General features: G+C 71.2%; 21 protein-coding genes, 1 tRNA gene and 1 pseudogene. 12 read left to right on the top strand and 11 right to left on the bottom strand.

Annotated elements, in window-relative coordinates; all coding sequences use genetic code 11:
- Nucleotides 1-26: 26 nt before the first annotated feature.
- Nucleotides 27-470 carry a PH domain-containing protein gene (locus tag ACN26Z_RS01735; protein ID WP_232511459.1) on the bottom strand — a complete coding sequence of 148 codons (444 nt, stop codon included), beginning with the start codon at nt 468-470 and terminating at the stop codon, nt 27-29.
- 135 nt (nt 471-605) lie between these two features.
- On the opposite strand from ACN26Z_RS01735, the gene ACN26Z_RS01730 reads away from it, so the two are divergent.
- The 5 genes and pseudogenes from ACN26Z_RS01730 to ACN26Z_RS01710 all read left to right on the top strand — a co-directional run bounded on the left by ACN26Z_RS01730 (nt 606) and on the right by ACN26Z_RS01710 (nt 5,300).
- A complete protein-coding gene (locus ACN26Z_RS01730; RefSeq protein ID WP_421459694.1) occupies nt 606-1,778 on the top strand; it encodes a thiolase family protein in 1,173 nt (390 codons plus the stop codon).
- Nucleotides 1,779-1,953: 175 nt separating this feature from the next.
- Nucleotides 1,954-2,463, top strand: coding sequence for a hypothetical protein (locus ACN26Z_RS01725; RefSeq protein ID WP_421459692.1), 510 nt, complete (start codon nt 1,954-1,956; stop codon nt 2,461-2,463).
- A 70-nt stretch (nt 2,464-2,533) separates the two neighbouring features.
- On the top strand, nt 2,534-3,226 hold the full coding sequence (locus tag ACN26Z_RS01720; RefSeq protein ID WP_421459690.1) for a response regulator: 693 nt from the start codon (nt 2,534-2,536) through the stop codon (nt 3,224-3,226).
- A gap of 1 nt (nt 3,227) precedes the next feature.
- Nucleotides 3,228-4,606, top strand: a pseudogene (locus ACN26Z_RS01715) (sensor histidine kinase); the annotation flags it as partial.
- 103 nt (nt 4,607-4,709) lie between these two features.
- Nucleotides 4,710-5,300: a hypothetical protein gene (locus tag ACN26Z_RS01710; protein WP_093410754.1), complete on the top strand. Its 591-nt coding sequence runs from the start codon at nt 4,710-4,712 to the stop codon at nt 5,298-5,300.
- Between the two features lie 80 nt (nt 5,301-5,380).
- Here the strand turns inward: ACN26Z_RS01710 and ACN26Z_RS01705 are convergent, their stop codons facing one another.
- Both ACN26Z_RS01705 and ACN26Z_RS01700 read right to left on the bottom strand, forming a co-directional pair.
- Nucleotides 5,381-6,979 (bottom strand): ricin-type beta-trefoil lectin domain protein, encoded by a 1,599-nt coding sequence (locus ACN26Z_RS01705; RefSeq protein WP_282236404.1) that lies wholly within the window; start codon nt 6,977-6,979, stop codon nt 5,381-5,383.
- Between the two features lie 199 nt (nt 6,980-7,178).
- Nucleotides 7,179-9,431, bottom strand: a complete 2,253-nt coding sequence (locus ACN26Z_RS01700; RefSeq protein WP_421459688.1) for a hypothetical protein — start codon at nt 9,429-9,431, stop codon at nt 7,179-7,181.
- 124 nt (nt 9,432-9,555) lie between these two features.
- On the opposite strand from ACN26Z_RS01700, the gene ACN26Z_RS01695 reads away from it, so the two are divergent.
- Entirely contained in the window at nt 9,556-10,260 is a 705-nt protein-coding gene (locus ACN26Z_RS01695; protein ID WP_421459686.1) for a glycosyltransferase family 2 protein, read from the top strand.
- A gap of 96 nt (nt 10,261-10,356) precedes the next feature.
- Here ACN26Z_RS01695 and ACN26Z_RS01690 read toward each other — a convergent pair whose 3' ends face one another.
- Together ACN26Z_RS01690 and ACN26Z_RS01685 are read right to left on the bottom strand one after the other, a co-directional pair.
- Complete coding sequence (locus tag ACN26Z_RS01690) at nt 10,357-11,244, bottom strand: transketolase family protein (RefSeq protein WP_421464484.1); 888 nt, start codon at nt 11,242-11,244, stop codon at nt 10,357-10,359.
- Between the two features lie 2 nt (nt 11,245-11,246).
- The gene (locus ACN26Z_RS01685) at nt 11,247-11,972 is read right to left on the bottom strand and encodes a transketolase (RefSeq protein ID WP_421459684.1); all 726 of its coding nucleotides are present in this window, start codon (nt 11,970-11,972) and stop codon (nt 11,247-11,249) included.
- 46 nt (nt 11,973-12,018) lie between these two features.
- Here ACN26Z_RS01685 and soxR point away from each other — a divergent pair, with 46 nt between their 5' ends.
- Entirely contained in the window at nt 12,019-12,456 is a 438-nt protein-coding gene (soxR, locus tag ACN26Z_RS01680) for a redox-sensitive transcriptional activator SoxR (RefSeq protein WP_421459683.1), read from the top strand.
- 46 nt (nt 12,457-12,502) lie between these two features.
- Here the strand turns inward: soxR and ACN26Z_RS01675 are convergent, their stop codons facing one another.
- Entirely contained in the window at nt 12,503-13,480 is a 978-nt protein-coding gene (locus tag ACN26Z_RS01675; RefSeq protein ID WP_421459681.1) for an NAD(P)H-quinone oxidoreductase, read from the bottom strand.
- Between the two features lie 150 nt (nt 13,481-13,630).
- On the opposite strand from ACN26Z_RS01675, the gene ACN26Z_RS01670 reads away from it, so the two are divergent.
- A tRNA-Ser gene (locus ACN26Z_RS01670) sits at nt 13,631-13,717 on the top strand.
- Between the two features lie 58 nt (nt 13,718-13,775).
- On the opposite strand, the gene ACN26Z_RS01665 is transcribed toward ACN26Z_RS01670, so the two are convergent.
- On the bottom strand, nt 13,776-14,504 hold the full coding sequence (locus ACN26Z_RS01665) for an SDR family oxidoreductase (RefSeq protein WP_421459680.1): 729 nt from the start codon (nt 14,502-14,504) through the stop codon (nt 13,776-13,778).
- Nucleotides 14,505-14,579: 75 nt separating this feature from the next.
- Between ACN26Z_RS01665 and ACN26Z_RS01660 the strand changes: the two genes are divergently transcribed.
- Nucleotides 14,580-14,957 (top strand): MerR family transcriptional regulator, encoded by a 378-nt coding sequence (locus ACN26Z_RS01660; RefSeq protein WP_421459678.1) that lies wholly within the window; start codon nt 14,580-14,582, stop codon nt 14,955-14,957.
- Nucleotides 14,958-15,010: 53 nt separating this feature from the next.
- Here the strand turns inward: ACN26Z_RS01660 and ACN26Z_RS01655 are convergent, their stop codons facing one another.
- A complete protein-coding gene (locus ACN26Z_RS01655; protein WP_421459676.1) occupies nt 15,011-15,178 on the bottom strand; it encodes a hypothetical protein in 168 nt (55 codons plus the stop codon).
- Nucleotides 15,179-15,327: 149 nt separating this feature from the next.
- Here ACN26Z_RS01655 and ACN26Z_RS01650 point away from each other — a divergent pair, with 149 nt between their 5' ends.
- Nucleotides 15,328-15,861 (top strand): YbhB/YbcL family Raf kinase inhibitor-like protein, encoded by a 534-nt coding sequence (locus ACN26Z_RS01650; protein WP_282236412.1) that lies wholly within the window; start codon nt 15,328-15,330, stop codon nt 15,859-15,861.
- Nucleotides 15,862-15,960: 99 nt separating this feature from the next.
- Here the strand turns inward: ACN26Z_RS01650 and ACN26Z_RS01645 are convergent, their stop codons facing one another.
- Nucleotides 15,961-16,671, bottom strand: a complete 711-nt coding sequence (locus ACN26Z_RS01645; protein WP_282236413.1) for a class I SAM-dependent methyltransferase — start codon at nt 16,669-16,671, stop codon at nt 15,961-15,963.
- Nucleotides 16,672-16,885: 214 nt separating this feature from the next.
- Here ACN26Z_RS01645 and ACN26Z_RS01640 point away from each other — a divergent pair, with 214 nt between their 5' ends.
- The gene (locus ACN26Z_RS01640; RefSeq protein ID WP_421459674.1) at nt 16,886-18,712 is read left to right on the top strand and encodes a hypothetical protein; all 1,827 of its coding nucleotides are present in this window, start codon (nt 16,886-16,888) and stop codon (nt 18,710-18,712) included.
- Between the two features lie 13 nt (nt 18,713-18,725).
- Here ACN26Z_RS01640 and ACN26Z_RS01635 read toward each other — a convergent pair whose 3' ends face one another.
- Complete coding sequence (locus tag ACN26Z_RS01635; RefSeq protein ID WP_282240656.1) at nt 18,726-19,442, bottom strand: hypothetical protein; 717 nt, start codon at nt 19,440-19,442, stop codon at nt 18,726-18,728.
- 356 nt (nt 19,443-19,798) lie between these two features.
- Here ACN26Z_RS01635 and ACN26Z_RS01630 point away from each other — a divergent pair, with 356 nt between their 5' ends.
- Nucleotides 19,799-21,313, top strand: coding sequence for a peptide deformylase (locus ACN26Z_RS01630; RefSeq protein ID WP_282236415.1), 1,515 nt, complete (start codon nt 19,799-19,801; stop codon nt 21,311-21,313).
- A 157-nt stretch (nt 21,314-21,470) separates the two neighbouring features.
- Here ACN26Z_RS01630 and ACN26Z_RS01625 read toward each other — a convergent pair whose 3' ends face one another.
- On the bottom strand, nt 21,471-22,592 hold the full coding sequence (locus tag ACN26Z_RS01625; protein WP_421459673.1) for a globin domain-containing protein: 1,122 nt from the start codon (nt 22,590-22,592) through the stop codon (nt 21,471-21,473).
- Nucleotides 22,593-22,726 lie beyond the last annotated feature (134 nt).

Below are 22,726 nucleotides of genomic sequence, written 5' to 3'. Positions count from 1 at the left end.
GTCACATCGGCTGCCCAGGGCGTGGATCACCCGGGGCCGCCGGGGCTTCCCGCCCGGGCGGTGCGCAACGCGTCGGCGACCTCGGCCGGATCGGCGCCGAGATCGAGGCGGCTGAACAGGTGCAGTGAATCGCCCGTGTCGATTTCCAGGGTCGGTCCGGCCAGTCCGCGCCCGGACCGGCGGTGCACCTGGATGGTCTCCACCATCGACCAGGCCAGATGCCGCCGACTCAGCAGCCCGGCCGGTACGGTGATGCCGGTCGGGTCCACCGCCAACCGCACCGGCGCGACCAGATCCCGCAGGCCCCACCCGGTGAGAACCGCCGCGGCCAACCCGCCGAGCACCGGCCGGAGCGGGTCACCCGCGGCGAGCAGGATCCCCAGGGCGAGCACGCTGGCTGCGGCAGCCAGCTTGAGGAACGGCAGGCCCAGGGGCACCCGCCACTGCTGTGCGATGGTGTCGTACGCCACGGCACCAGCATGCCAGCGCCGCCGGTCACCGGCATCAGCCGCGGAGCGCCGCCCGGCGTTCGCGTGGGCGGGGGCGTGGCGGTCGACCCGGGTGGGCGTAGGATCGGGACCAGCCCAAGTTACCGGGGAGTAAACATGAGTGACGCGGTTATCGTCGGTGCGGTGCGCACCCCGGTCGGGCGGCGCAAGGGCAGCCTGGCCACGGTGCACCCGGTGGATCTGTCCGCGCACGTCCTGCGTGCCCTCGCCGAACGCACCGGGATCGATCCGGCTCAGGTGGACGACGTGGTCTGGGGCTGCGTCTCCCAGGTCGGGGAACAGTCGTGGAACGTCGCCCGGAACGCCGTACTGGCCGCCGGCTGGCCCGAGTCGGTACCCGGCACCACCCTGGACCGGCAGTGCGGGTCCAGCCAACAGGCCCTGCACTTCGCTGCGGCCACCGTGCTCTCCGGTCAGGCGGACCTGGTCGTCGCGGGCGGCGTCGAGTCGATGACCCGGGTGCCGATGGGCGCCAGCGTGGCCGGTGGGATGCCGTTCAGCGAGCAGATTCTGACCCGCTACCGAGGGGTCGAGGGAGTCGCCGAGGACTCCCCGCTCCCCTTCAACCAGGGCGTCGGGGCGGAACTGATCGCCCAGCGGTGGCGCCTGTCCCGCACCCAGCTCGACGAGTTCGCGTTGACCAGCCACGAGAAGGCTGCCGCCGCGCAGGACGCGGGCGCGTTCGAGGCCGAAGTCGCCCCGGTGGCGCTCGCCGACGGCGGCAAGTTCGCGGTCGACGAGGGCATCCGGCGCGACACCTCGCTGGAGAAGCTGGGCGAGTTGTCCACTCCGTTCCGTCCCGACGGTGTGGTCACCGCCGGTTCGGCCTCGCAGATCTCCGACGGTGCCGCCGCACTGGCGGTCACCACGAGCGAGTGGGCCAGCCGGCACGGGCTACGCCCGCTGGCCCGCGTCCACACCGCCGTGGTCGCGGCCGACGACCCGGTCGCCATGCTGACCGCGCCGATTCCGGCCACCGCGAAGGCACTGCGTCGCGCGGGGCTGGGCATCGAGGAGATCGGGGTGTACGAGGTGAACGAGGCGTTCGCCCCCGTACCGCTGGCCTGGTTGGCGGAGACCGAGGCGGACCCGGAGCGGCTCAACCCGCGCGGCGGCGCGATCGCCCTGGGGCATCCGCTGGGCGGCTCCGGTGCCCGCATCATGACCACGATGCTCGCCCACATGCGCGACAACAACATCCGCTACGGCCTTCAGACCATGTGCGAGGGCGGCGGAATGGCCAACGCCACCATCCTCGAACTCCTCTAACCCCCCACCGATCCCGGTTGATCAAGGAGTTTTGGTCTCCGTTCGGCGCTCAGGCGACCAAAACTTCTTGATCAACTCGGTCGGGCGGGCCGGTGGGTAGGTGGGGTGGGGTGGAAATTGCAGAAAGCATGTCTGTCGGCCATGTCACGGTGGGGGCAGGGTCGTTGGGCAGGTCATGGACGTCTTCTCCCGAACGTTCCTTCCGGCTGCGGCCGAGGCCGGCTTGGCGGTGCAGACCGCCAGTCGGCACATGCCGGTGTTCCGCCGTTGCGTGGGCTCCGGCGACGCCACCATCCTGGTAACCCGGTGCAGCCGGCCCGACCGACCGGTCGACGGGGATTATCTGCTGCTGCTCACCCACCGGAGGCTGGTGGTCACCCGGCAGACCCGGGTGCTGCATCGGCTTCGCCTGCACCTCAACACGGAGCTCCGCGAGCTGAGCCACGTCACCTGGAGCGCCGACCCGCGCCTGCACTGCGTGGAGCTGGCCGCCACCGCGATCGACGGCATCCGCGAGCGCTTCCTGATCCGCACCCAGCAGCCGAAGCAGGTGTGGCAGCTGGACGCGTTGCTCAATCACGCCTTCCGCACCCGCGTACGCAGCGCACAGCCGCGGATCGTGGCCACCGTCGCCGAGGCGCCCGCCGCCCGACCGGGTGCCTTCCAGCCCGTCGTGGCCCACTGACCGGGTCTTCTTACCGAATCCGAACACAGCCTGACGCTGCCGGGTCTCGTCGATCGGCAATCATGGCCCAGTGACCGCCGAGAACCCGCAACGCGGGCTGGTGCTCGTGGTGGAGGACGAACCGAGCATCGCCGACCTGGTCCGGCTCTACCTCAGCCGGGACGGCTTCGGCGTACACGTCGAACGGGACGGCAGTGCCGGCCTCGCGGCGGCCCGCCGGTTGCGTCCGGTGGCCTGCGTGCTGGACATCGCCCTGCCGGGGCTGGCCGGCACCGAGATCTGTCGTCGGTTGCGGGAGGCCGGCGACTGGACGCCGGTCATCTTCCTCACCGCTCGCGACGACGAGGTGGACCGTGTCGTCGGCCTGGAACTGGGCGCCGACGACTACGTCACCAAACCGTTCAGCCCTCGCGAACTCGTCGCCCGGCTGCGGGCGGTGCTGCGCCGGGCCGCCGGCCCGCCAGGCGGCGTCGCGCAGCCCGTCGTGCTCGGCCGGGTCACCGTCGACCCCGACCGCAGGTCGGTTACCGCCGACGGCGTCCCGGTGCAGCTCACCTCCACCGAGTTCGACCTGCTGGCCCACCTGATGAGCCGGCCGGGCCGGGTCTTCTCGCGGGAGGAGCTGATGGCCGCGGTCTGGGGATACGCGGCGCACGCCGGCACCCGCACCGTCGACGTGCACGTCGCGCAGGTTCGGGCGAAGCTCGGCGCGGCGAGCGTGATCCGGACCCATCGCGGAGTCGGGTACGCCGCCGATGGCTGACCGTCCCGGCCGTACGCTCACCGCGCGTGCGGTGCTGGTGACCTGTGCGGTGGCCCTGGTGTCGGTTCTGGTCACCGCGGTGGTCGCGGTGCCGGTGGCGGTCCGCGCTGCCGAGCGGCGGGACCGGCAGGCGCTCGCGGCGCAGGCCCAGGTCGCCGCCGAGCTGCTGCGGGCACGCCCCGGTCGGGTCCGGGAATTGGCCGGCGAGCGGTTGATCCGCCAACTCGGCAACCAGGGCACCACCATCTACCTGATCTCGGGTGGTGCTGTCGACCGTGCCGGCCTGCCTCCCCAGGTGGTGAAGCGGGTGTCCAACGGGCGGAACTTCTCCGGCCGGCGGCTTGTCGACGGGCAACGAGCACTCGTCGAGGGCCGGGCGCTGGCCGCCGGCGACGGCGTGGTGCTGACCCGTCCGCTCGGGGCGGGCGTGTGGCGTCAGGTGCTGCGCGGCCTCTGGCTGCCGCTGCTGGCGGGGCTGGCGGCAGGCGCGGTCGCGGGCCTCCTGCTCGCCCGGCGCCTGGCTCGGCCGATCCGCCGGGCGGCCCTCGTCGCGACCCGGCTGCGGGCCGGCGATCGCAGCGTCCGGGTGCCGGTCGAGTCGCCGGCCGAGGTGGCCGACCTGGCGTACGCGTTGAACGGGCTGGCCGCCGCGCTGGCCACGAGTGAGGGACGACAGCGGGAGTTCCTGCTCTCCGTCTCGCACGAACTGCGCACCCCGCTGACCGCGATCCGTGGCTACGCCGAGGCGCTGGCCGACGGGGTGATCGAATCGTCGGCGGCGGCCGACACCGGCCGGACCATGCTCGCCGAGGCGGAGCACCTGGACCGGTTGGTCACCGATCTGCTCGCCCTGGCCCGCCTGGAGGCGGTCGACTTCCCCCTCGAACCGGTGCCGGTGGATCTGGCCGGCCTGGCCGCTGACGCCGGTCGGACCTGGGCGGACCGGTGCGCCTCGGTAGGGGTGACGTTCCGGGTCGAGCTGCCGGGGCAGCCGGTGCCGGCGTACACCGACCCGGGGCGGATCCGACAGGTGATCGACGGCCTCCTGGAGAACGCGCTGCGGGTGGTGCCTCCCGGTGCGCCGGTGGTGCTGGCGGTCCGACCGGCCGGTGCCGACCCGGGCGCCGGTGGCGTGATCGAGGTTCGCGACGGCGGACCGGGGCTGACCGACGACGACCTGACGGTGGCCTTCGAGCGCGGGGCGCTGCACCAACGCTACCGAGGGCTACGCAAGGTCGGCAGCGGGCTCGGGCTCGCGCTCGCCGCCGGCCTGGTCCGCCGGCTCGGCGGTGAGATAGGCGCCGGGCACGCGCCCGAGGGCGGGGCCGCGTTCACCATCCGGCTGCCGGGATCCCTTACCTGATCCGAACGTCGGCCTGACGGTCGGCGCATCCGGCGGGTCCAGGCTGGGTGCACGGATCCGCGCCGGCCGTGACGCGGCGCGACGAGATCCGGCAGACCGGCACCGACGAGAGGACGAGGAATGGCACGCAGGGGATCCTTCACCGCCACCGGCGCGCTGCTGGTGACGGTCGCGTTGGCCGCCGCCGGTTGCGGGGTGGGCCAGGCCGAGCGGGGCGCGATGCAGGAGAGCGCCGTCGAGGTGGTCGCCGCGATGGGCGCGGAGGGCCAGGCACTGGCCGCGCTCGGTCTCGACCCGGCAGAGCTGGATCCCGACGCGACCGTGGCCGCGCCGGTGGAGCCGACCCCGAGCGCGGCGAACAAGCGCAAGGAGCGGGTCGAGGAGTGGCGCAAGCGTCGGGCAGCCCGGGTGCTGCTGCGCAAGAACACCCTGCACGGCGACGTCGTGGTGCAGACCAAGGACGGCGGCACGAAGACCGTCTCCGTGCAGCGCGGCGAGGTGACCGACCTCGCCGACGACAAGATCACGGTCAAGTCGACCGACGGCTTCACCCGGACCTGGACCTTCACCGACGAACTGCGGGTGATCGAACGGCGCAAGTCGATCGCCGCCACGGACATCAAGGTCGGCACCAAGCTGGGCGTGGCCGGCACCGTGAACGGCGAGCAGGCACAGGCTCGCCTGATCGTCGTCCCGTTCAACCAGAAGTGACAGCGGACCCGCCGGACCCGGCGCGGTGATCGATGCGATCACCCCGTTGCCGGGCCCGGCGGGCCGGCCTGCCCGCGGCGTCAGTAGACCCGGGAGCCGATGAAGTCGTCCCGCCCGTACCCGACGGGCTGGGCGAACGACCGCGACTCGAACGACCACTGCTGCCGGGAACTGCTGGAGCAGTTGGCCAGGCGCAGTCGGGGGGTGCCGAGCAGCGGGTTGTCGAAGGCCAGGCAGAGGTTTGTGGCACCGGCGGCGCGGACCTGGTTGCCGGAGATGGTGAACTTCTGGTTGGTGCCGCCATGGCAGTCGTGGATGTTCACCGCCGTGCCCGACCGCAGCGAACCACCGGCCACGTCCAGACAGCGGTCGTGGGAGAGCTCGGAGTGCAGCGACTGTCGGGTCGGGTCGTACCAGAAGCCCTGGTTACGCCCGCCATGGCACCGGTACGACTGCTGCGCCGTGCCGTTGCGTGAGTTGTACCCCTTGCCGTCCACGCAGGTGCCGGTGGCGGCGTTGCGCAGCTGCCGGAACTCCATAAGTCCGGGGTAGAGCTGGCCGTTTCCGGTGCTGGCCGGGTCGACGCAGGTGCCCTGCTGCTGGCCGGAGGCGTAGAACTGGGTGATGCACTGGGCGAACATGCCGTGTCCCCGGTAGTTCGGGTGGAACGACTGGCGGGCCGCGTTCTCGTCCCAGATCCCCACCTCGATGTAGAGCCCGCGTACCGAGGTGTTGTCGGTGCACACCTCGTGGCCGTGGAAGAGGCGGCTGGCGTCGAGGTAGCGGGTGCCGGTGTTGGCCGCCGCCGCCCGCAGCGCCGACTCGAACAGCGGCACCGCCTTGTTCCGGGCGAACGCGGCGTCGGCGAGGTAGAGCAGGCAGCCGCCCGAGTACCAGCCGGGGAAGTTCGGGTTGTCCTCCACGTCGGGGCTGGCCGGGCTGGAGTACGACATGAACACCAGTTCGTAGTCGGAGCCGAGGTAGCCGGCGTTCGTCATGGTCCGGCGGATGTCGGTGAGTGCCTCCTCGACGGCTCGGCGGCTGCCGTCGGTGCGTACCGTCCATTGGTCGGTGTAGGTGGGCCAGCAGGGGCCCTGGAAGAAGACGCGGCGGACGGCGCAGTCGGTGGCGACCGGGCCGAACTGGATCGTGCCGTCGCCGTTCGCGCCGGCCACCACCCAGATCAGCTTGATGTGCGTGTTGCGTGCCTTGATCGCTAGATGGTCGCCCTGGTTCAACTCGTTGTGCTGGGTGGGACCGCCGACGATCAGATTCCACGGTGTGGCACCCGAGCAGGCGATGTTGTAGCGCTCGTCGGCGGCGATGCCGGTGCGGAAGACCGCCTGATCGTACGAGCGGTCGCACCAGTTGCCCGGCTGGTGGGTGCCGGGTACGTAGTTGCCGACCCCCTCACCGGAGATCTGACTGTCGCCCATGGTGATCAGTGCGGTGCGGCGCTGGTCGAGCGGGCGGATGCCGGGAGCGCCGTAGAGCGCGGTGGCCTCGGCGGCGCGGATGGATTCGAGGTGGGCGGGGAGCGGCTGGACGGCGGGACGGTCGGCTGCGGCGGCGGGTGAGGCCGTGGCCAGCATCGGCAGGACGAGAGCGGTGGCGAGGACGGCGACCTCGGCAAGGCGCCGTCGAGGTGTCCGTTCACGCCTGGCGTGGGTACCAGACATCGACGCACTCCTTTCGGTCCGATCGCGGGACGTCGATCGGGTTACCGGACGGTAACGCGTGCGATGCAGGTATGTGAATACGTCTCGGAATACTTACGTGCTGCGCCGAACCGGGCCATTGGCCCCTTTTCCGCCCGGACCGCTCGGCGTGCCGCGCGGCCCGGTCACCGCCGCCTGCCGGTCACCGCCGGCTGCCCGGTCACCGCTGCTCGGGCAGGGCGTAGCCGACGTAGCTGCGGAACTCCAGCCGCCAGCCGGCGGGCAGCAGGTCGGTGCAGATTTTCCGGCTGCCGACACAGAGGATCGCGTCGACCGAGGCCGGATCGGCAGGTGGTCGGTCGTCCAGCACCGACTGGAGCGCCAGTAGTTCCGGCGGCGTGCCGTCCGCGTCGCGGAGCAGCAGCCACCAGGGGTACTCCCAGTCGTCGTTGCGCTGGGACAGCCCGATTCGGCGCGCGTCGGCGGCCCGGACCGCGTCGGCGGCCCACCGGTACTCATCCGCCCACTGTGGACGCCGTACGAACCGGCTCTCCCAGTCGGAAGTGGTGAAGACCGAGCCCGTGCCGACCAGCCGGCGCGGGAAGCCGTACGACACCGACAACACCCCGGCCAGTGCGCAGGTGGCCAGCACCGTCACCGCGAGCCCGGCGGCCACGGGCCGTCGGCCATCGCTGTCCGCCGGGCCACCGCGCCGATCGCGGACGCGGAAGCCGAGCTGACCCGAGCGACGGAAGAGCGCGTCGAGCCAGAGCCCGGCCAGCGGCACCGAGGCCGCCAGGGCATAGAGGATCAGGCGGTTCCCCCACGGCTGCCACTTGATCATCGCGGTGTGCAGCACCACGGCGACGACCACCACCAGGGCGTACCCGCGCAGCGCCCCCGCCGCGCCCGGACTGACCCGGGCCGGGCGACGCAGCGCCGCCACCGCACCGATCAGTGCCAGCGCACCGGCCAGCGGGAAGGCAACCCGGTCCTCGTCGGGATACCAGGACGCGACCGGGAAGATCTCCCGCCCGAACGTGATCGCGCGGTCCTGCGGGTCGACCCCGATCAGTCCGGCCACCCCGATGATCGCCTCGGCGGACACCTCGCGCAGCGGTGCCAGCGGAGTGTCAAGTGCGGTGTGTGCGATCCGGAGCGCGTTCACCAGCACCGAGGGTGGGTCGTGCCGCTCCATCGGGACCGACTCGCGCAGCCGCTCCGGCCCGAGGGGGTGGCCGAACTCGGCGTACACCCGGCCCAGAAAGGGGCCGACCACCGCGGCGGCGACCAGCAGGATCAGGACCGAGGCGCCGACGGTACGAGTGATCCCGGCGACCGGAGTCCGGCGGTGCGTGGCCGGCCGGTCGGCGTACGCCAGGCGTAGCTGGCCCACCCCCCAGAGCACCAGCAGCGGACCGACCGCGAGCAGGCCACTGGTCTTGGTGACCGCGGTCAGGCCGGTGGCCGCCCCGAGGACCAGCAGGTCACCCAGGTGCGCACGGCGGCGCAGCCCGTCCAGCGCGAGCGTGCCGGCGCAGAGCACCCAGGCGGCGCAGACCAGATCGGTCTGGGTGCTGGTCGCCTGCAGCGTCACCATCGGTGTGCTGGCCAGCAGGAACACGGTGAGCAACTGGGCCCGCCGGCCGCCGCCGAGCTGCGCGGTCACCCGGGCGGCCGCGAGCAGGCAGACCAGTCCGGCGGCCCACTGCACCAGGTGGTGCAGCGCGTCGCCGCCGGTGAGCAGCCGCAGGTGCAGCAGCAGGTACTCGGCGCCCGGCGGAATGGTCACCTGGCGGTGGATCGCGGTCGCCCAGAACGTCAGGTCGCCCTGGGCCACCCAGCGTTCCACCTTGGGCAGGTGGTAGGTCTGCGAGTCGTAGTTGTTGGGTGCGGCCAGCAGGGCGATCAGCAGTTCGACAAGGAGCAGTCCGGCGACCGTACCGGCCAGCAGCCGCTCACCACGGCTCGCCGTACGCCAGAAGGCGCTGGCGGCGCTGCGCCAGCCGCCGGCCAGCGGTCGGTCCGGTCCGGACGGTGTCGACGGCCGGTCCGGTCCCACAGCGACCGTGGCAACCCGCGCGCCCGACGGCTCGGCGAGGACGCCCGCTGATCCGGGCGGAATGGAGTGGGGGGAGTCCGGTGACGAGGCACCGGCACCTTCGACCGGGACCCTGGCAGGCACTTCGGCCTTGCGAGCCGTGGCGTCGGCCCGTCGGCGCCACCCGGCGGCCGCTGCCGCCACCGCGAGGAAGAGCAGCCAGGCCAGGCCGAAGGCGGGCGCGGTGAGCAGCCGCAGCGCGCCCAGCACCTCGACGGTGGTCACCGCGAAGGCACCGACGGCGAGGGTCGCCCGGAGCGCCGCGAGTCGCCGCGGCGCCACGGTCTCCACGTTGCGTGGTCGTAACGCCACGCTGAGCAGAATGAGGGCGGCGACGGGAACCAGGACGAACGGGAAGCCGGCGGCCGACATGGCGGAAGTAAACACCATCAGCCTGAGTGCCCGGCCGTGGATCGCCATTGGTGGTCGTCGCCACTCGACTGACCTGCCGGGCTAGGCTATGGCCGACACATTACCCGCCCTCGTGGAGATTCCCGTGAAGCTGTCGATCCTCATGCCGGTCTACAACGAGGAAGAACGCATCGCGGATGCCCTCAAGCAGGCGCTGGCGGTCGAATACCCATGCGCGATCGAGCTCGTGGTGGTCGACGACGGCAGCCGCGACGGCACCGGGGAGATCCTCGGGCGCGCCGACGACGCCCGGCTGCGGGTCATCACGCACCAGCGCAACGCGGGCAAGGGCGCGGCCATCCGCACGGCGGTGGCCAACGCCGAGGGCGAGTACATGGTCATCCTCGACGCCGACCTGGAGTACGACCCACAGGACATCCCCAAGCTGCTCGCCCCGGTGCTGGACGGGCGGGCGACGGTGGTTTACGGCAACCGCACCTTCGGCAGCCACAGCGCCTACAGCTTCTGGTACGTGATGGGTAACAAGGGCGTCACCATGGCGGCGAACGTGCTGTTCAACTCCTACATCGGAGACCTGGAGACCTGCTTCAAGCTGATGCCTGTCGCGTTGTACCGCTCGCTGGACGTCCGATCCCGAGGGTTCGGCATGGAGGCCGAGGTGACCGGCAAGCTGCTGCGTCGCCGTATCCGGCCGTACGAGGTGCCGATCAGCTACCGGGCCCGGGGGCGCGAGGAAGGCAAGAAGATCACCTGGCGGGACGGCGTCGAGGCGATTTGGATCCTCGGCCGGGAGCGCACCCGCCGTAACCCCGACGCCTCGGCCCGCTGACCGTCCCGCCGGCTGCGACGGGACCGGTGCCGGTTGCGGCATGTCGGGCCGTACGTCGGCCTCGGAGACCGCGACATGCCGCGGACCGGCACGCGCTCAGACCAGCGCCGGCGACAGGAAATCGGTGATCGAGCGGCGTAGCCCGGTCGCGTCCAGCCCGTGCCACCGCGCGTGGTCCGCCGCCGAACCGTACCGCCGCAGTTCCTCGCGGCGGACCCCGAGCGCCAACAACCGGTGCGGCCGGTCGGCCAGCGCGTCCGAGACCAGCCGGGTCGAGGTGCCCGCCAGGTACGGCTCGACCAGGATCACCGCACTGTTCGCGAGCGCCCGCAGGCCGGTGGTGTCGAACGGGCGCGGGCGGTGGGTGTACGCCACGGTGACCGGCAGGTCCGAGGTCGCGTCGAGGGCCGCGTCCAACGTGGGACCGACCGCGACCAGCAGCGCCGCCCCCGGGCCGGCGTCCCGGAGCACCCGCAGGTCGCCCGCTTCCGGGTACGCCTGCGCGTTGCTCTGGGTGGAGAGCCGCACGTATGCCGAGTCCTGGCCGCAGACCACGTCGCGCAGCAACCCGGGTACCTCGTCCCGATGGCCGGGGGCGTGCACCGTCCAGTCGTGCAGGGTGTCGACAAGTGCGACGTCCGCCGGGCCGAGGTGGGTGCGGCCGGCTGCCGCGCGGTCGTACGACGCCCCGACGCTGACCAGCACCGCGCCCACCCCTTGGTGGTCGAGGTCCAGCTTGATCTGCTCGTACGTCCGCTCCACGAGGAACGGCGCGTAGCTGTGCACGATGGGGCGCAGCCCGGTCAGTGCCAGGCCCCCCGCCACTCCCAACATGAGCTGCTCCCGGATGCCGACGTTGACCACCCGGTCGGGGTGTTGAGCGGCGGCCGGAGCGAACGCCGCGGCGGAGATGTCGGCCAGCACGATGACGGTCCGCGGGTCGTCCAGGAAGGCGGTTGTGGTGGCCACGAAGGTGTCCCGCACGATCACTCACCGTCCCTGACGAGCGCTACGACGGCGTGCGGCCGGTGGCCGTGGTGCCCGGTCAGCGCCGGGTGGAGAGCGTCCCGGTCCCGCCCGTCGACAGTCGCGGCGGTCCACCCGTTGACCGTGAACCGGGTGGCCACTCCGCCCGGCCAGCCGTGGGTGGCGGAGGAGTTGTCCACCACGATCGCGGTCAGATTGCCGAGGCCGACCGCTCCGGCGTACGCGATCGCCTCGTGGTTGGAGCCCTCGTCGAGTTCGGCGTCGCCGAGCAGCACGTACACCCGGGGTTCGGGCCGGCCCTGGGCGCGTAGCCCGAGGGCGGTGCCGACGCCCAGCCCCAGGCCGTGCCCGAGCGAACCCGAGCCGATCTCCACGCCGGGGATCAGGGTGCGGTCGGGATGGTCGCCGAGCCGACTCGACGGCCCGCCCTGGTCGTCCAGCCAGTCAGGCGGGATGAAGCCCTTCGCGGCGAGCAGCGCATAGTAGCCAGCTACGGCGTGCCCCTTGGAGAGCAGGAAACGGTCGCGGTCGGGGTCGTCGACGGTCGCCGGGGTGATCCGCAGCACCCGGTCGTAGAGCACCTGGAGCACGTCGAGGGTGGACAGGACGTTGGCACCGAACTGCCGGCCGGCGCGAACGCGCTCCAGCAGCGGTGCGACCGGATCGCGCCCGTCGAGCGGCGCGGCGGCCTCGGCGACCCGGGCCGTGGTAGCGAGTGTGGTCATACGGATAGCCTGCAAGTTGAAGCGAGGTTCAACTCAAGGCGACGTGATGCAGGAAGCATTGACCATCGGTCAACTCTCCGCCCGCAGCGGGATGGCACAGTCCGCGCTGCGCTACTACGAGCGGCTGGGGCTCATCCGGGCCGAGCGGACCAGCGGCAACCAACGCCGCTACCACCGCACTGAGCTGCGCCGGGTGGCGTTCATCCGGATCGCCCAGCAGGTAGGCATCTCACTGGAGGAGATCCGGTCCGCGCTCGACTCGCTGCCGGCCGCCCGTACCCCCACCGCCGAGGACTGGGCCAAGCTCTCCACGACCTGGCGGGCCCGGCTGGACGAAAAGATCAGGTTGATGAGTCGGCTCCGCGACGACCTGGACGCCTGCATCGGTTGCGGCTGCCTCTCGCTGCGCCGCTGCACCCTCTACAACCCGGAGGACAATCTGGGCGGTGAGGGCCCCGGCGCCCGACTCGTACTGCCCGGCTAGTTTCCCGGGCTGGCTGCCCGTGTCGGTGGCCGGCACGTGATCAGGCTCAGCCGACGGTGAGCAGCACCTTGCCGACGTGCTCGTTCGACTCCACGAGCCGGTGCGCCTGCGCCGCGTCGATGATCGGCAGCCGCCGGTCGATCACGGGACGCACCCGGCCCGCCTCGACCAGCGGCCAGACCTGTTCGCGTACCCCGCGTACGATCGCGGCCTTCTGCTCCAACGACCGAGAGCGCAGCGCGGTGGCCGCGACCGTGCCGCGCTTGGCCAACAGCGCACCCAGATCCAACTCACCCTTGCGGCCGCCCTGCATGCCGATCACCACCAGCCGCCCGTCGGCGGCCAGGGCGGCCACGTTCCGCCCCAGGTACGACGCGCCCATGATGTCCAGGACGACATCCGCGCCCCGGCCGTCGGTGGCCTGCCGAACCTCCTCGACAAAGTCCTGCTCCCGGTAGTCGACAAGCAGGTCGGCGCCCAGCTCACGCAGCCGCTCGTGCTTGGCGGCCCGTGCGGTCGCCACCACTGTCGCGCCGAGCGCGGCACCGAGCTGGATCGCGAACGTGCCGATTCCGCTGCCACCGCCGTGCACCAGCAGCGTCTCTCCCGCCGTCAGACGGGCCACCTGCACCACGTTCGACCAGACCGTGCACGCCACCTCCGGCAAGCCGGCGGCGTCGACCAGATCGACGCCGGCCGGCACCGGCAGCAACTGCCCGGCGGGCACGGCCACCCGTTCGGCGTACCCGCCGCCCGCCAGCAGCGCGCAGACCTGGTCTCCCACCCGCACGCCGGCCACGTCGGGACCGGTCGCGCTGACCACCCCCGAGCATTCCAACCCGGGGTACGCGGGCGCGCCCGGCGGAGGCGGATAGTGCCCCTGCCGCTGCAACAGGTCGGCCCGATTCACCGCAGTGGCCCGCACGTCCACGACCACCTCACCCGGACCCGGCTGCGGGTCCGGCACCTCGCTCCAGCTCAATACGTCAGGTCCGCCGGGCTCCGCAATGGTGATCGCTCGCATGGCCCAGTCTTACCCGATCCCGGGCCTACTCCACGTCGGCGACCCCGGGCCACCCTCCACCGTCAGTGGTCACGGCGCACCGGGTAGCTCGGCCGTTCGCTGACGTACGCGGCGTGGCAGACTAGGCACGGCCACGCACCGCGTGGTCCAGGAGGGTTCGCCTAGTGGCCGATGGCGCTGGTCTTGAAAACCGGTAAGGCAGCGATGTCTTCGTGGGTTCGAATCCCACACCCTCCGCTCACCTGGACAGCGAGCAGGAGCCCCAGCGGCGGTCCGGAAGCTCGTGGAGAGCGGCTCAGGCCGCCGTCAGCGCCGCCAGGGCGCGATCCATCGCGGCGTTGAACTCTTCCGGCCTCAGCGTCAGTCGGGACTTGACGTCCCGGCTCCACTGGTCAGCGAGGACCTCGGCGGATCCCGCCTCGACGCCGTCGAGCGCCGCGTCGGCCAGATCCGACGGTGCGATCTTGACCACGGGCCAGTCCGCGGACATGTCGGTGTCGGCGAGGCCGAGGTGGACCGCAGTCACGAGGGTGCCCTGCTCGGCGAGTTCCAGGCGAACGCCGTTGGTCATGGCCCACGCGGCGGCCTTGGTCAGGTGGTAGGCGTTGGCGCCCCTGACCCCGAACCACGACATGGCGGAGAGGACGTTGACGATCGCGCCCCCGCCGTTGCGGGCGAGCGCCGGCGCGAACTCCCGGATCATTTCCAGGTGGCCGAGCACGTTGGTTTCCAGCTCGTGCCGCACCGCGTCCAGTGAGCCGGTCACCAGGTCGGTGCCGGTCTGGATGCCCGCGTTGTTGACGAGCAGCGAGACGTCCGGGGCGGCCTCGGCGGCGGCGCGTACGGAGGCGGCGTCGGCGATGTCGAGCGGCAGCACCTCGACCCCGGGCAGATCGACGGTCTCCGGTCGGCGGGCTGTCGCGTAGACCTTGCGGGCGCCCCGTTCGAGCAGGCGCTTGGCGAAGGCGCGGCCCAGGCCGCGATTGGCTCCGGTGATGAGGGCAACCGAGTTGTTGATATCCATGCCCGCTACGCTAGAACCTGACGTTGACGTCAGAGGCAAGTGCTGCGCGTCAGCGCCGGAGTGAGAGGAGTCACCATGACCGCCACGGGGACCGCAGCCGAGCGGCTGATCCGCATCGGCGAGGTGGCGCGGGCCGCCGGCGTCTCGGTACGCGCCGTGCGCTACTACGAGCAGCAGGGGCTGCTCACCGCGGAGCGCAGCCCGTCCGGCCAGCGCCGCTACCGGCCGGAGGCCATCACCCTGGTGCGCTTCTTCCAGCAGATGTACGCCGCCGGCCTGACCAGTCAGCGGATCGCGGAACTGCTGCCCTGCTGGCGAGCCGGGCACACCGACGCCGAGCAGCGAGCCATGCTGCGCGCCGAGCGCGACCGCATCCAGGCCAAGGTCGACGACCTGCAGGCGGCTCTGGACCGCCTCGACGAGGTCATCGCGATCACCGACGAGCATCCGTAGGCGCTGCCGGTCGGGTCGTGCCAGCGACAAGCGGCGGCAGGTCGAGGTGACCCTCAGCCGCCTGAGCTGCTTTCCGGAGGGCGTTTCCGCTGCTCCTCGCGGATCTTCTGGTCGGCGAGCCGGTCCAGTGCCCGGCGGCGTTCGTCGCTGAGGGCCGCCTCGTCACGTCGACGCACGGCATCGACGACGGCGGTGATGAAGTCACGCCAGACCCCGGCCAAGAGACTCCTTCGCTAGATGTTGCAGGGTGACAACCGCTGTGAGGTGCTCTCGGTTACGGCGGACTCGGGGCCGGTTCTGTCGAATGTCAGCGCGTCACAGGGTATGAAAGGGGCGCAGAACACCACTTCCACCGGAAGGACCTGTGTCGATGACCCTGGAACGTCCCATCGCTCCGGACCCGTACGAGCTGCTGCCGACCGTCGCCTCCTTCACGCTGACCAGTGAAGATGTGCGGAACGGTGAGCCGATGGACGCGGCGCACGCCCACGGCAGCACTGGTGGCGACAACGTCTCGCCGCACCTGGCCTGGTCGGGCTTCCCGGCGGAGACCAAGGGCTTCGTGGTGACCTGTTTCGACCCGGACGCGCCGACCGGCAGTGGCTTCTGGCACTGGGTGCTGGTCAACCTGCCGGCCGACGTGACGGAACTGCCACGCGGCGCGGCCGAGCAGGACCTGAAGGGCGCATTCACCGTACGCAACGACTACGGGGAGCACGGTTTCGGCGGTGCCGCGCCGCCGCCCGGTGACCGCCCGCACCGGTACGTCTTCGCGGTGCACGCCCTCGACGTCGAACGTCTCGACGTCACCCCGGAGGCGACCCCCGCCTACGTCGGCTTCAACCTGGCCTTCCACACCCTGGCCCGAGCCACCACCCGCCCCACCTACCAGATCGCCGGCTGACCCGCCCCCATCCCCAGGTTGATCATGAGGTTGGCTCTGAAAGTGCCGCCAACCTCATGGTCAACGGGGACGCTGCGTCGGGACCAGCCGGGGGGTTGGTCAGCCGGGGGTACGGGCTACGGCGAAGACGGACTGGCCGAAGGGCGGTCGCACCAGCTGCTCGGCGGCCTTGGTGGCGGGGAGGACCAGAGTGTCGTAGACCTTCACCATCGGGCCCTCCTTCGGCATCAGCCGGAAGACCTTCGTGGCCATGAAGTAGCCGATCAGGCCGAGCGCGTTCGCGTAGTGGATCTTCTCCACCCGCAGGCCCGCCTCGGTCATCGCGTCGGCCAGGGTCTTCTTCGTGTACCGCCGGACGTGGCCGGTGGCGATGTCCGCCGGGCTCATCGCGAACTGGAACGCCGGCACGATGATCACGACGGCTCCGCCGGGCCGGACCAACTGGCCCATGCTGCGCAGCGCCCCGACGTGGTCCTCGATGTGCTCCAGCACGTTGTAGGAGACCGCAGCGCTGTAGTCGCCTTGCTCGGGGTTGGGCAGCAGCATCTGGCGTACCTCGATCGAGGGCCGGTCAGCCAGGCGCTCCTTGAGGGCCACCAGGCGGTCCGGGTCGGCCTCGGTGGCGGTGAACCGGGGGAAGTTCTCGCTCCACTCCAGGGCGTAGTCGCCGAGGCCGCTACCGATCTCGATGGGGTTGTCACCCAGGTAGGGCACGGCCAGCTCGACGAACCAGCGCCGGTGATTGACCGCCGTGGCGAGGCCCTCCAGGACCTCGGACTGCACGCGCTGATCCCCAGTGATTTCTGCCATGCGTCGATTCCTCACGATACGACTCGACCCGTGCCGGGACCGACTGAGTGAACCATCCGCCCGGACGGCGGGGATATCGGGGCCCGTGATGGCCGAATTAGCGGTCGGGGGTGGGGGTGCACGATCGGTGATAGCCAGAGAACTTGACCGATACTACGCCAGTGCCCCGAACCCTGCACGCTGACCACATGGGCCGACTACGCTGCGAATTGTTATGACTACTCCCGATTCGGGCCGACCTGACGCGCAGTCCGAGGCGGGAAGTGCCGCAGTCCAGGCGGGACGCGTACGGGGCGAGGGCGGCTCGGGGCGATGGAAGGATGCCCTGGCGGTGGCGAGCTTCGCCGCGTTCGGCTTCTGGGTCACCGGACGGATGTGGCTGAATCCTGGCGATGGTATTCGCGACAATCCGACCGACATGGCGCAATTCGAATGGATGTTCGCGCATGGTGCCCGGGTTGTCACGGAATTGGCCTATCCGTTCTCGTCGGACCGGATGAATGTCCCGGAATCCGTCAATTTGATGGCAAATACGTCTGTTCTGTCCGTATCGCTGCCGATGACTCCGATAACCCTGCTGTTCGGCACTCGGGCCGCGTTCCTGCTCTTTCTCACCCTCGGCATGATCGCCACCGCCACCGCCTGGTATTTCCTGATCTCCCGGGTGGTGGTGCCCGGTTCGCGCGGGCCGGCCTGGCTGGGGGCCGCCTTCTGCGCGTACGCCCCAGCCATGGTCTCCCACGCCAATGCGCATCCGAACATCGTGTCGCAGTACGTGGTGCCGCTGATCATCTGGCGTACTCTGCGGCTCGCCGAACCCGGGCGGTGGCTGCGCAACGGTCTGCTGCTGGCCCTGGTGATCGTCTGGCAGGCGTTTCTGAACCTGGAGATCCTGCTGATGACCGCGATCGGCCTCGCCGTGGTGGTCGTCGCGATGGTGATCGGCCGGCCCGAGCTGCGGGCCCGGGTCCGACCGTTCGCCGCCGGGCTCGGGATGGCTGCCGTGGTCTCCGCCGTGCTGCTGGCCTACCCGCTGTACGTGCAGTTCTTCGGCCCCGGCGCCTACCACGGGCTGCCCTGGCTGATCCGGGGCTACTCCACGGACCTGGCCTCGTACTTCGCCTACTCCCGCGAGTCGCTGGCCGGTGACGCCCGCAGCGCCGCCGGACTGGCCAAGAACCCGACCGAGGAGAATGCCTTCTTCGGCTGGCCGCTGGTGATCCTCGTGGTGGCGCTGGTGTGGTGGCTGCGGCGCAGCGCCGTGGTGATCGGTCTGGCCGTGCTCGGGCTGCTCTTCGCGGTGCTCTCGCTCGGCCGGGAGATCCGCTTCGACCGTCGCGGAACCGGGGTGCCCGGGCCGTGGGCGCTGCTGGAGGACCTGCCGGTGCTGCACTCGGTGGTGCCGACCCGCTGGGCGCTGGCCATCACCCCGATCATCGGGCTGATCCTGGCGTACGGCGCGGCGAAGGTCCGCGAGTTGACGGCCCGGTATCCGGACCGCCGGTCGCAGATCCGCTTCGCGGCAGCGACCGGACTGGCGATGGCGCTGGTGCCGGTGCTGCCCACCCCGCTGCCGACGAAACGGCTCGAACCGGTGCCCGAGTTCGTCACCTCGGGTGCCTGGCGTCCCTACCTCACCGGTGGGCGCAGCGTGGTGACCCTGCCGCTGCCTGACACCGAGTACGCCGAGCCCTTGCGCTGGTCCGCCCGTACCCGCCAGGAGATGCCGATCGCTCGTGGCTACTTCCTCGGACCGGACACCCGGCCGGGCCGGAACCGGGTCGCCCTCTTCTCCGCGCCCCCGCGCCCCACCAGCACCTTCTTCGGCACCATCCGACGCACCGGCGAGGTGCCGCCGATCACCGAGTGGACCCGCCGGGAGGCGGTGGAGGACCTGCGGTACTGGCGGGCCGGCGTGGTGATCCTTGGGCCGCACGAACACGCCGGCGCCCTGCGTACCGGGATGACCGAGCTGACCGGCATCGAACCCGGATACGCCGGTGGTGTCTGGATCTGGGACGTGCGCCCGCTGACGGGATGAGTGACGGGCCGACTCAGCTGCGGATGCAGCAGCCCTGGCAGACCTTCGGCTGGGGCAGGGTGAAGGCCAGGCAGCAGGTGCGGCGCTGCACGATCGGCTCGCCGTTCGGGCCGGGCACCAGCTCCACCAGGTCGGCCAGGCCGAGCGCGTCGAGCAGCGTGTCGATCGCCTCGACCGCAGAACCGGGCAAGCCGTCGGCGGCCCGCAGCAGCCCGTGGGCGACGCCGGACGCCACCGAGCCGAGGAGGGTGCGGGCACCGATGCGGACCTCGCCCTGGATCGCGGAGATCACCGGCGACAGGTGCCCGTCCAGCAGCGTGGCGCGCAGTGCGGCGAGCAACTCCCGCTCGTCGGCCACCACTCGGACCTGGGGCAGCCCGGCGAGCGCCAGCGGATCGTTGGGCAGCACCGCGACCGGGATCGACTCGCGTAGGCCGACGGTCACCAGGGCGCGCCGATCGGCGAAGTGGATCAGTGCCTCGGTGTGGTCGAGCAGCGGCACTCGCCGAGCGGCGGCCCAGCCGAGCACCACCGGGAGCGCCGCCCAGTAGCTGTACGCCTTCCAGGCGAGCGCGGCGGAGGCGTGTGGGGTGCCACCCCACAGCCGGACCGCCGATTCGAGTAGCTCCGGCAGTCGCGTACCGGTCAGGGCGGTCGCCGGGGCCCAACCGGCCTCGTCGGCGACCAGCAGGCCCGGGGCCAGCCCGGGAAGGTCGTCGGTGCCGAACATGGCCCGCAGGGTCGCGGTGACCGGCGTCAGGGGTGTGGCGGCTGGATCCCGAAGGGGCAGCACCGCTGTCACCTGATCCACCCCCGCGTCACCTGACCCACTCGATCCGAAGCGTCCATGGTCGTACTAAGGCTAGCCTAACCACACTTTCGGGCGCAGGGGAACCCGACGGTGGGGTGAGGCGGGCAACCCGGGTCGCGGGCGGGGGGAAAACTACTGTCGGTGTCGGCCTGGAGACTCGGGGCAGTATCGGTATGAAACGTTCATCAGTCAAGGTTCTTGTCGACTAGGTGCCAGATGTGTGTGTGGCCGGCGACTCAACGTGAAACTTGGTACTCCCGGCCACGAGGAAGCTGATGACGACCTCACCGCTCGATCGGGCTGCCGACTCCTTCGCCGCCGAACTCGCCCGGCACCGGACGGAGCGGGGGCTGTCCAAAAAACAACTGGCCACCCTGATGGGCTTCGACCCCTCGTACGTCAGTCACGTCGAGGGACGCCGGCACCGACCGACGGAGGACTTCGCCCGTCGCGCCGAGGCCGTCCTGGAGGCCAGCGGCGCGATCTGGCAGCGCTTCCGCGAGTACGACGACCTTCGCCACGCCCGCAGCGACCGTAACCACCGGGAAGCCAGCCTGCCCGGCCAGTGGATGCCGCCCGGCACCGGTCTGATCGTCGAACGCGAGACGGCCGTCCTCACCCACACCGACGACGCCTACCGCTGCGTCATCCGGCGTGAGCTGTACAACGCCGGTGTCGAGCCGGTCACCCGATACCTGATCCGGGTGGCCGTCGACCGTTACCCCAGCGACCCGGGCCGCTCCAACCGCCACCACCGGGAACACCCGCTCAGCTTCGCCGAGCTGCAACTGGTCGCCTGCCGCGAAGAGTCCGGCGAGCGGGAGACCATGCACTGGCGCGCCAAGCACGACCGGGACGCGTTCAAGGAGATCTGGCTGCTCTTCGAGAACGGTGAACGTCGCTTCCCGCTCTACCCCGGCCGCCGCGCCACCATCGAGTACGCGTACACCGTCGGGCGGGACAAGTGGGGGCCGTGGTTCCAGCGCGCGGTCCGCGTACCGACCCGGCACCTCGCCGTACGCCTGGACCTGCCGGTGGCCCTGGACCCGCAGGTCTGGGGCGCGGAGACCTCGCTCTCGGCGGAGGAGGGCCCGCTGCGGACGGCGGTGACCCGCCGCGACGAGGGCGACCGGGCGATCTTCGACTGGGCAACCGACGAGCCACCGCTGAACGCCAGGTACCGCTTGCAGTGGCGATTCCGGGCCCAACCGGAGCCCGAGGCGGAGGGCGGGCGCGTCCGACCGTCGGACCGGATGCGTGGGCTCGGCATCGTGCAGCGCGGCGCCGATCTGCTGCGCCAGCCGGCCCGCCCGTTCGACCTGCCGCGCGAGGAACCGCTCGCCCGGGAGATCGTCGACCGGTTGATCACCGCGTTGGCCCGGCTGGACGAACTGCACCCCTTCACCAAGGGGGTGGGAATCGCCGCCCCACAGCTCGACATCGACCGAGCCGCCGCGGTGGTCCGCCCGCCGGACCGCACCGCCGAGCCCGTCGTGCTGCTCAATCCTCGGGTGGTCGATGCGGCACCACACACCGACGAACAGTACGAGGGGTGCCTCTCCTTCTTCGACCATCGCGGGCTGGTGCCGCGACCGCTACGACTGGACGTGGAACACGCGCAGTTCGACGGCGGTCGGATCATCACCTCCTTCGAATTCGGCATGGCCCGGCTGGTCGCACATGAGATCGACCATCTGGAGGGCCGGCTCTACGTCGACCGGATGGCACCCGGAGTGCCGCTGGTGCCGATCGAGGAGTACCGCGAATCCGGCCACCCGTGGCGCTACTGACCGGGCACGACTCCGGGGCGCGACCCCGCCCGCCCGGGTGGGAACGACGGCCGGACGGACGAGGTGGCGCGGGGCGGTGCCGGTCCGCCCGATCGGGGGCCGGGGCGCGTGCCCCAGGGGGCAGGGGCACGCGCCCCGGTTCGGGGGGAGCAAAGCTCTACAGGTTGCCGAACGTGTCGTACCGGGTCCGCTGCGCCGGTACGTCGTCGGCGGCCAGCACTCGAAGTGTGGCGCGCACCATCGATGCCGATCCGGAGACGAAGCAGTCGTGCGTCGTCCACGGCCCGTACCGGGCCACCACGTCGGAGATGTCGCCCTGCTCGCCGTCGAATTCCGGGTCGTCACTGCACGCTGGCGTCACCGACAGCCACGGGTGGGCGGCCACCAACTCCCGCAGCCGGTCCAGACCGTAGAGGTCCGCCGCCGTGCGGGCGCCGTAGAAGACATGCACCCAACGGGCCCGGTTGTAACCGGCCAACTCCTCGACGAGCGCCTTGATCGGGGCCAGTCCGACGCCACCGGCGACGCAGAGAATGTCCCGCTCGGACGAAAGGTCGACGGTCATCGACCCCATCGGCGCGGCCACCCGCAGCAGGTCGCCCGGCCCGGTCCGCCGGACCAACGCGCCGGAGACCCAACCGGCGGCGTCGGCCGGCGTACGCACGTGGAACTCCAGCACGTTGTCATCGTTCGGCGCGTTGGCGATCGAGTACGTCCGCCACACCCGGGGATGATGACGGGGCACCTCCACGCTGACGTACTGACCCGCCTTCCAGGTCAACGGGTGCTGCAACGCCCGGCAGGTGAGGATGGCGGTGTCCGGGCCGTACCGCTTGTGGGTCAGCACCTCGGCGTGCCAGAACGGTGGGTCGTCGTCCGCCGCCGCCCCGGCGAGCATCTTCTCGGCGATCGCCGCGTACGCGTCCCGCCACGCCTGGTCGTACTCCAGGTTCCAGCCGTCGCCGGCAGTGCTGCGCAACGCGTCCAGCAGCGCCACGCCCATGGTGTCGTAGTGGGCCGCCTCGACGTGGTACTTGCGGTGGTCCCGGCCGAGCGCACGGAGGAACTCGTCGAAGCCCTCCGGGTCGTCCACCGTGTGGATCGCCGCGATGATCGCTTCGAGCAGCCGGTCGCCCTGGCCGGTCATCTGCACCGGGAAGAGCTTGCGCAGCTCGGGATCGAGGAGGAAGAGCCGGGCGTAGAAGTGACCGCTCAGCCGGACCCGGTCCTCCTCGACCAGGGTCCAGCTCTCCTTCAGCAGCCGCGCGAAGTTGTCCACCGGGGGCGCTCCTTCTTCTGACGGCGGATCGGGCCCAGACAGAATCTCCACGGAGCGTGCATGAAGGTCGCACAGAATGTGCGATCGCATCGTGAGGGCTGTTCGCCGGTGGGCGGGTGTCACCGGGAGCGCCT

The organism is Verrucosispora sp. WMMD703 (genome assembly GCF_049178935.1).
GTDB lineage: Bacteria > Actinomycetota > Actinomycetes > Mycobacteriales > Micromonosporaceae > Micromonospora > Micromonospora sediminimaris.
This window is presented reverse-complemented; position numbering and strand designations above follow the sequence as displayed.

Coding starts and splice junctions, on each gene's coding strand:
- ACN26Z_RS01675 (WP_421459681.1), bottom strand. CDS start 13,480: ATGCGAGCGATCACCATTGCGGAGCCCGGCGGACCTGACGTATTGAGC.
- ACN26Z_RS01665 (WP_421459680.1), bottom strand. CDS start 14,504: ATGGATATCAACAACTCGGTTGCCCTCATCACCGGAGCCAATCGCGGC.
- soxR (WP_421459683.1), top strand. CDS start 12,019: ATGCAGGAAGCATTGACCATCGGTCAACTCTCCGCCCGCAGCGGGATG.
- ACN26Z_RS01645 (WP_282236413.1), bottom strand. CDS start 16,671: ATGGCAGAAATCACTGGGGATCAGCGCGTGCAGTCCGAGGTCCTGGAG.
- ACN26Z_RS01640 (WP_421459674.1), top strand. CDS start 16,886: ATGACTACTCCCGATTCGGGCCGACCTGACGCGCAGTCCGAGGCGGGA.
- ACN26Z_RS01685 (WP_421459684.1), bottom strand. CDS start 11,972: ATGACCACACTCGCTACCACGGCCCGGGTCGCCGAGGCCGCCGCGCCG.
- ACN26Z_RS01705 (WP_282236404.1), bottom strand. CDS start 6,979: ATGTCTGGTACCCACGCCAGGCGTGAACGGACACCTCGACGGCGCCTT.
- ACN26Z_RS01710 (WP_093410754.1), top strand. CDS start 4,710: ATGGCACGCAGGGGATCCTTCACCGCCACCGGCGCGCTGCTGGTGACG.
- ACN26Z_RS01660 (WP_421459678.1), top strand. CDS start 14,580: ATGACCGCCACGGGGACCGCAGCCGAGCGGCTGATCCGCATCGGCGAG.
- ACN26Z_RS01730 (WP_421459694.1), top strand. CDS start 606: ATGAGTGACGCGGTTATCGTCGGTGCGGTGCGCACCCCGGTCGGGCGG.
- ACN26Z_RS01700 (WP_421459688.1), bottom strand. CDS start 9,431: ATGTCGGCCGCCGGCTTCCCGTTCGTCCTGGTTCCCGTCGCCGCCCTC.
- ACN26Z_RS01635 (WP_282240656.1), bottom strand. CDS start 19,442: ATGTTCGGCACCGACGACCTTCCCGGGCTGGCCCCGGGCCTGCTGGTC.
- ACN26Z_RS01725 (WP_421459692.1), top strand. CDS start 1,954: ATGGACGTCTTCTCCCGAACGTTCCTTCCGGCTGCGGCCGAGGCCGGC.
- ACN26Z_RS01630 (WP_282236415.1), top strand. CDS start 19,799: ATGACGACCTCACCGCTCGATCGGGCTGCCGACTCCTTCGCCGCCGAA.
- ACN26Z_RS01650 (WP_282236412.1), top strand. CDS start 15,328: ATGACCCTGGAACGTCCCATCGCTCCGGACCCGTACGAGCTGCTGCCG.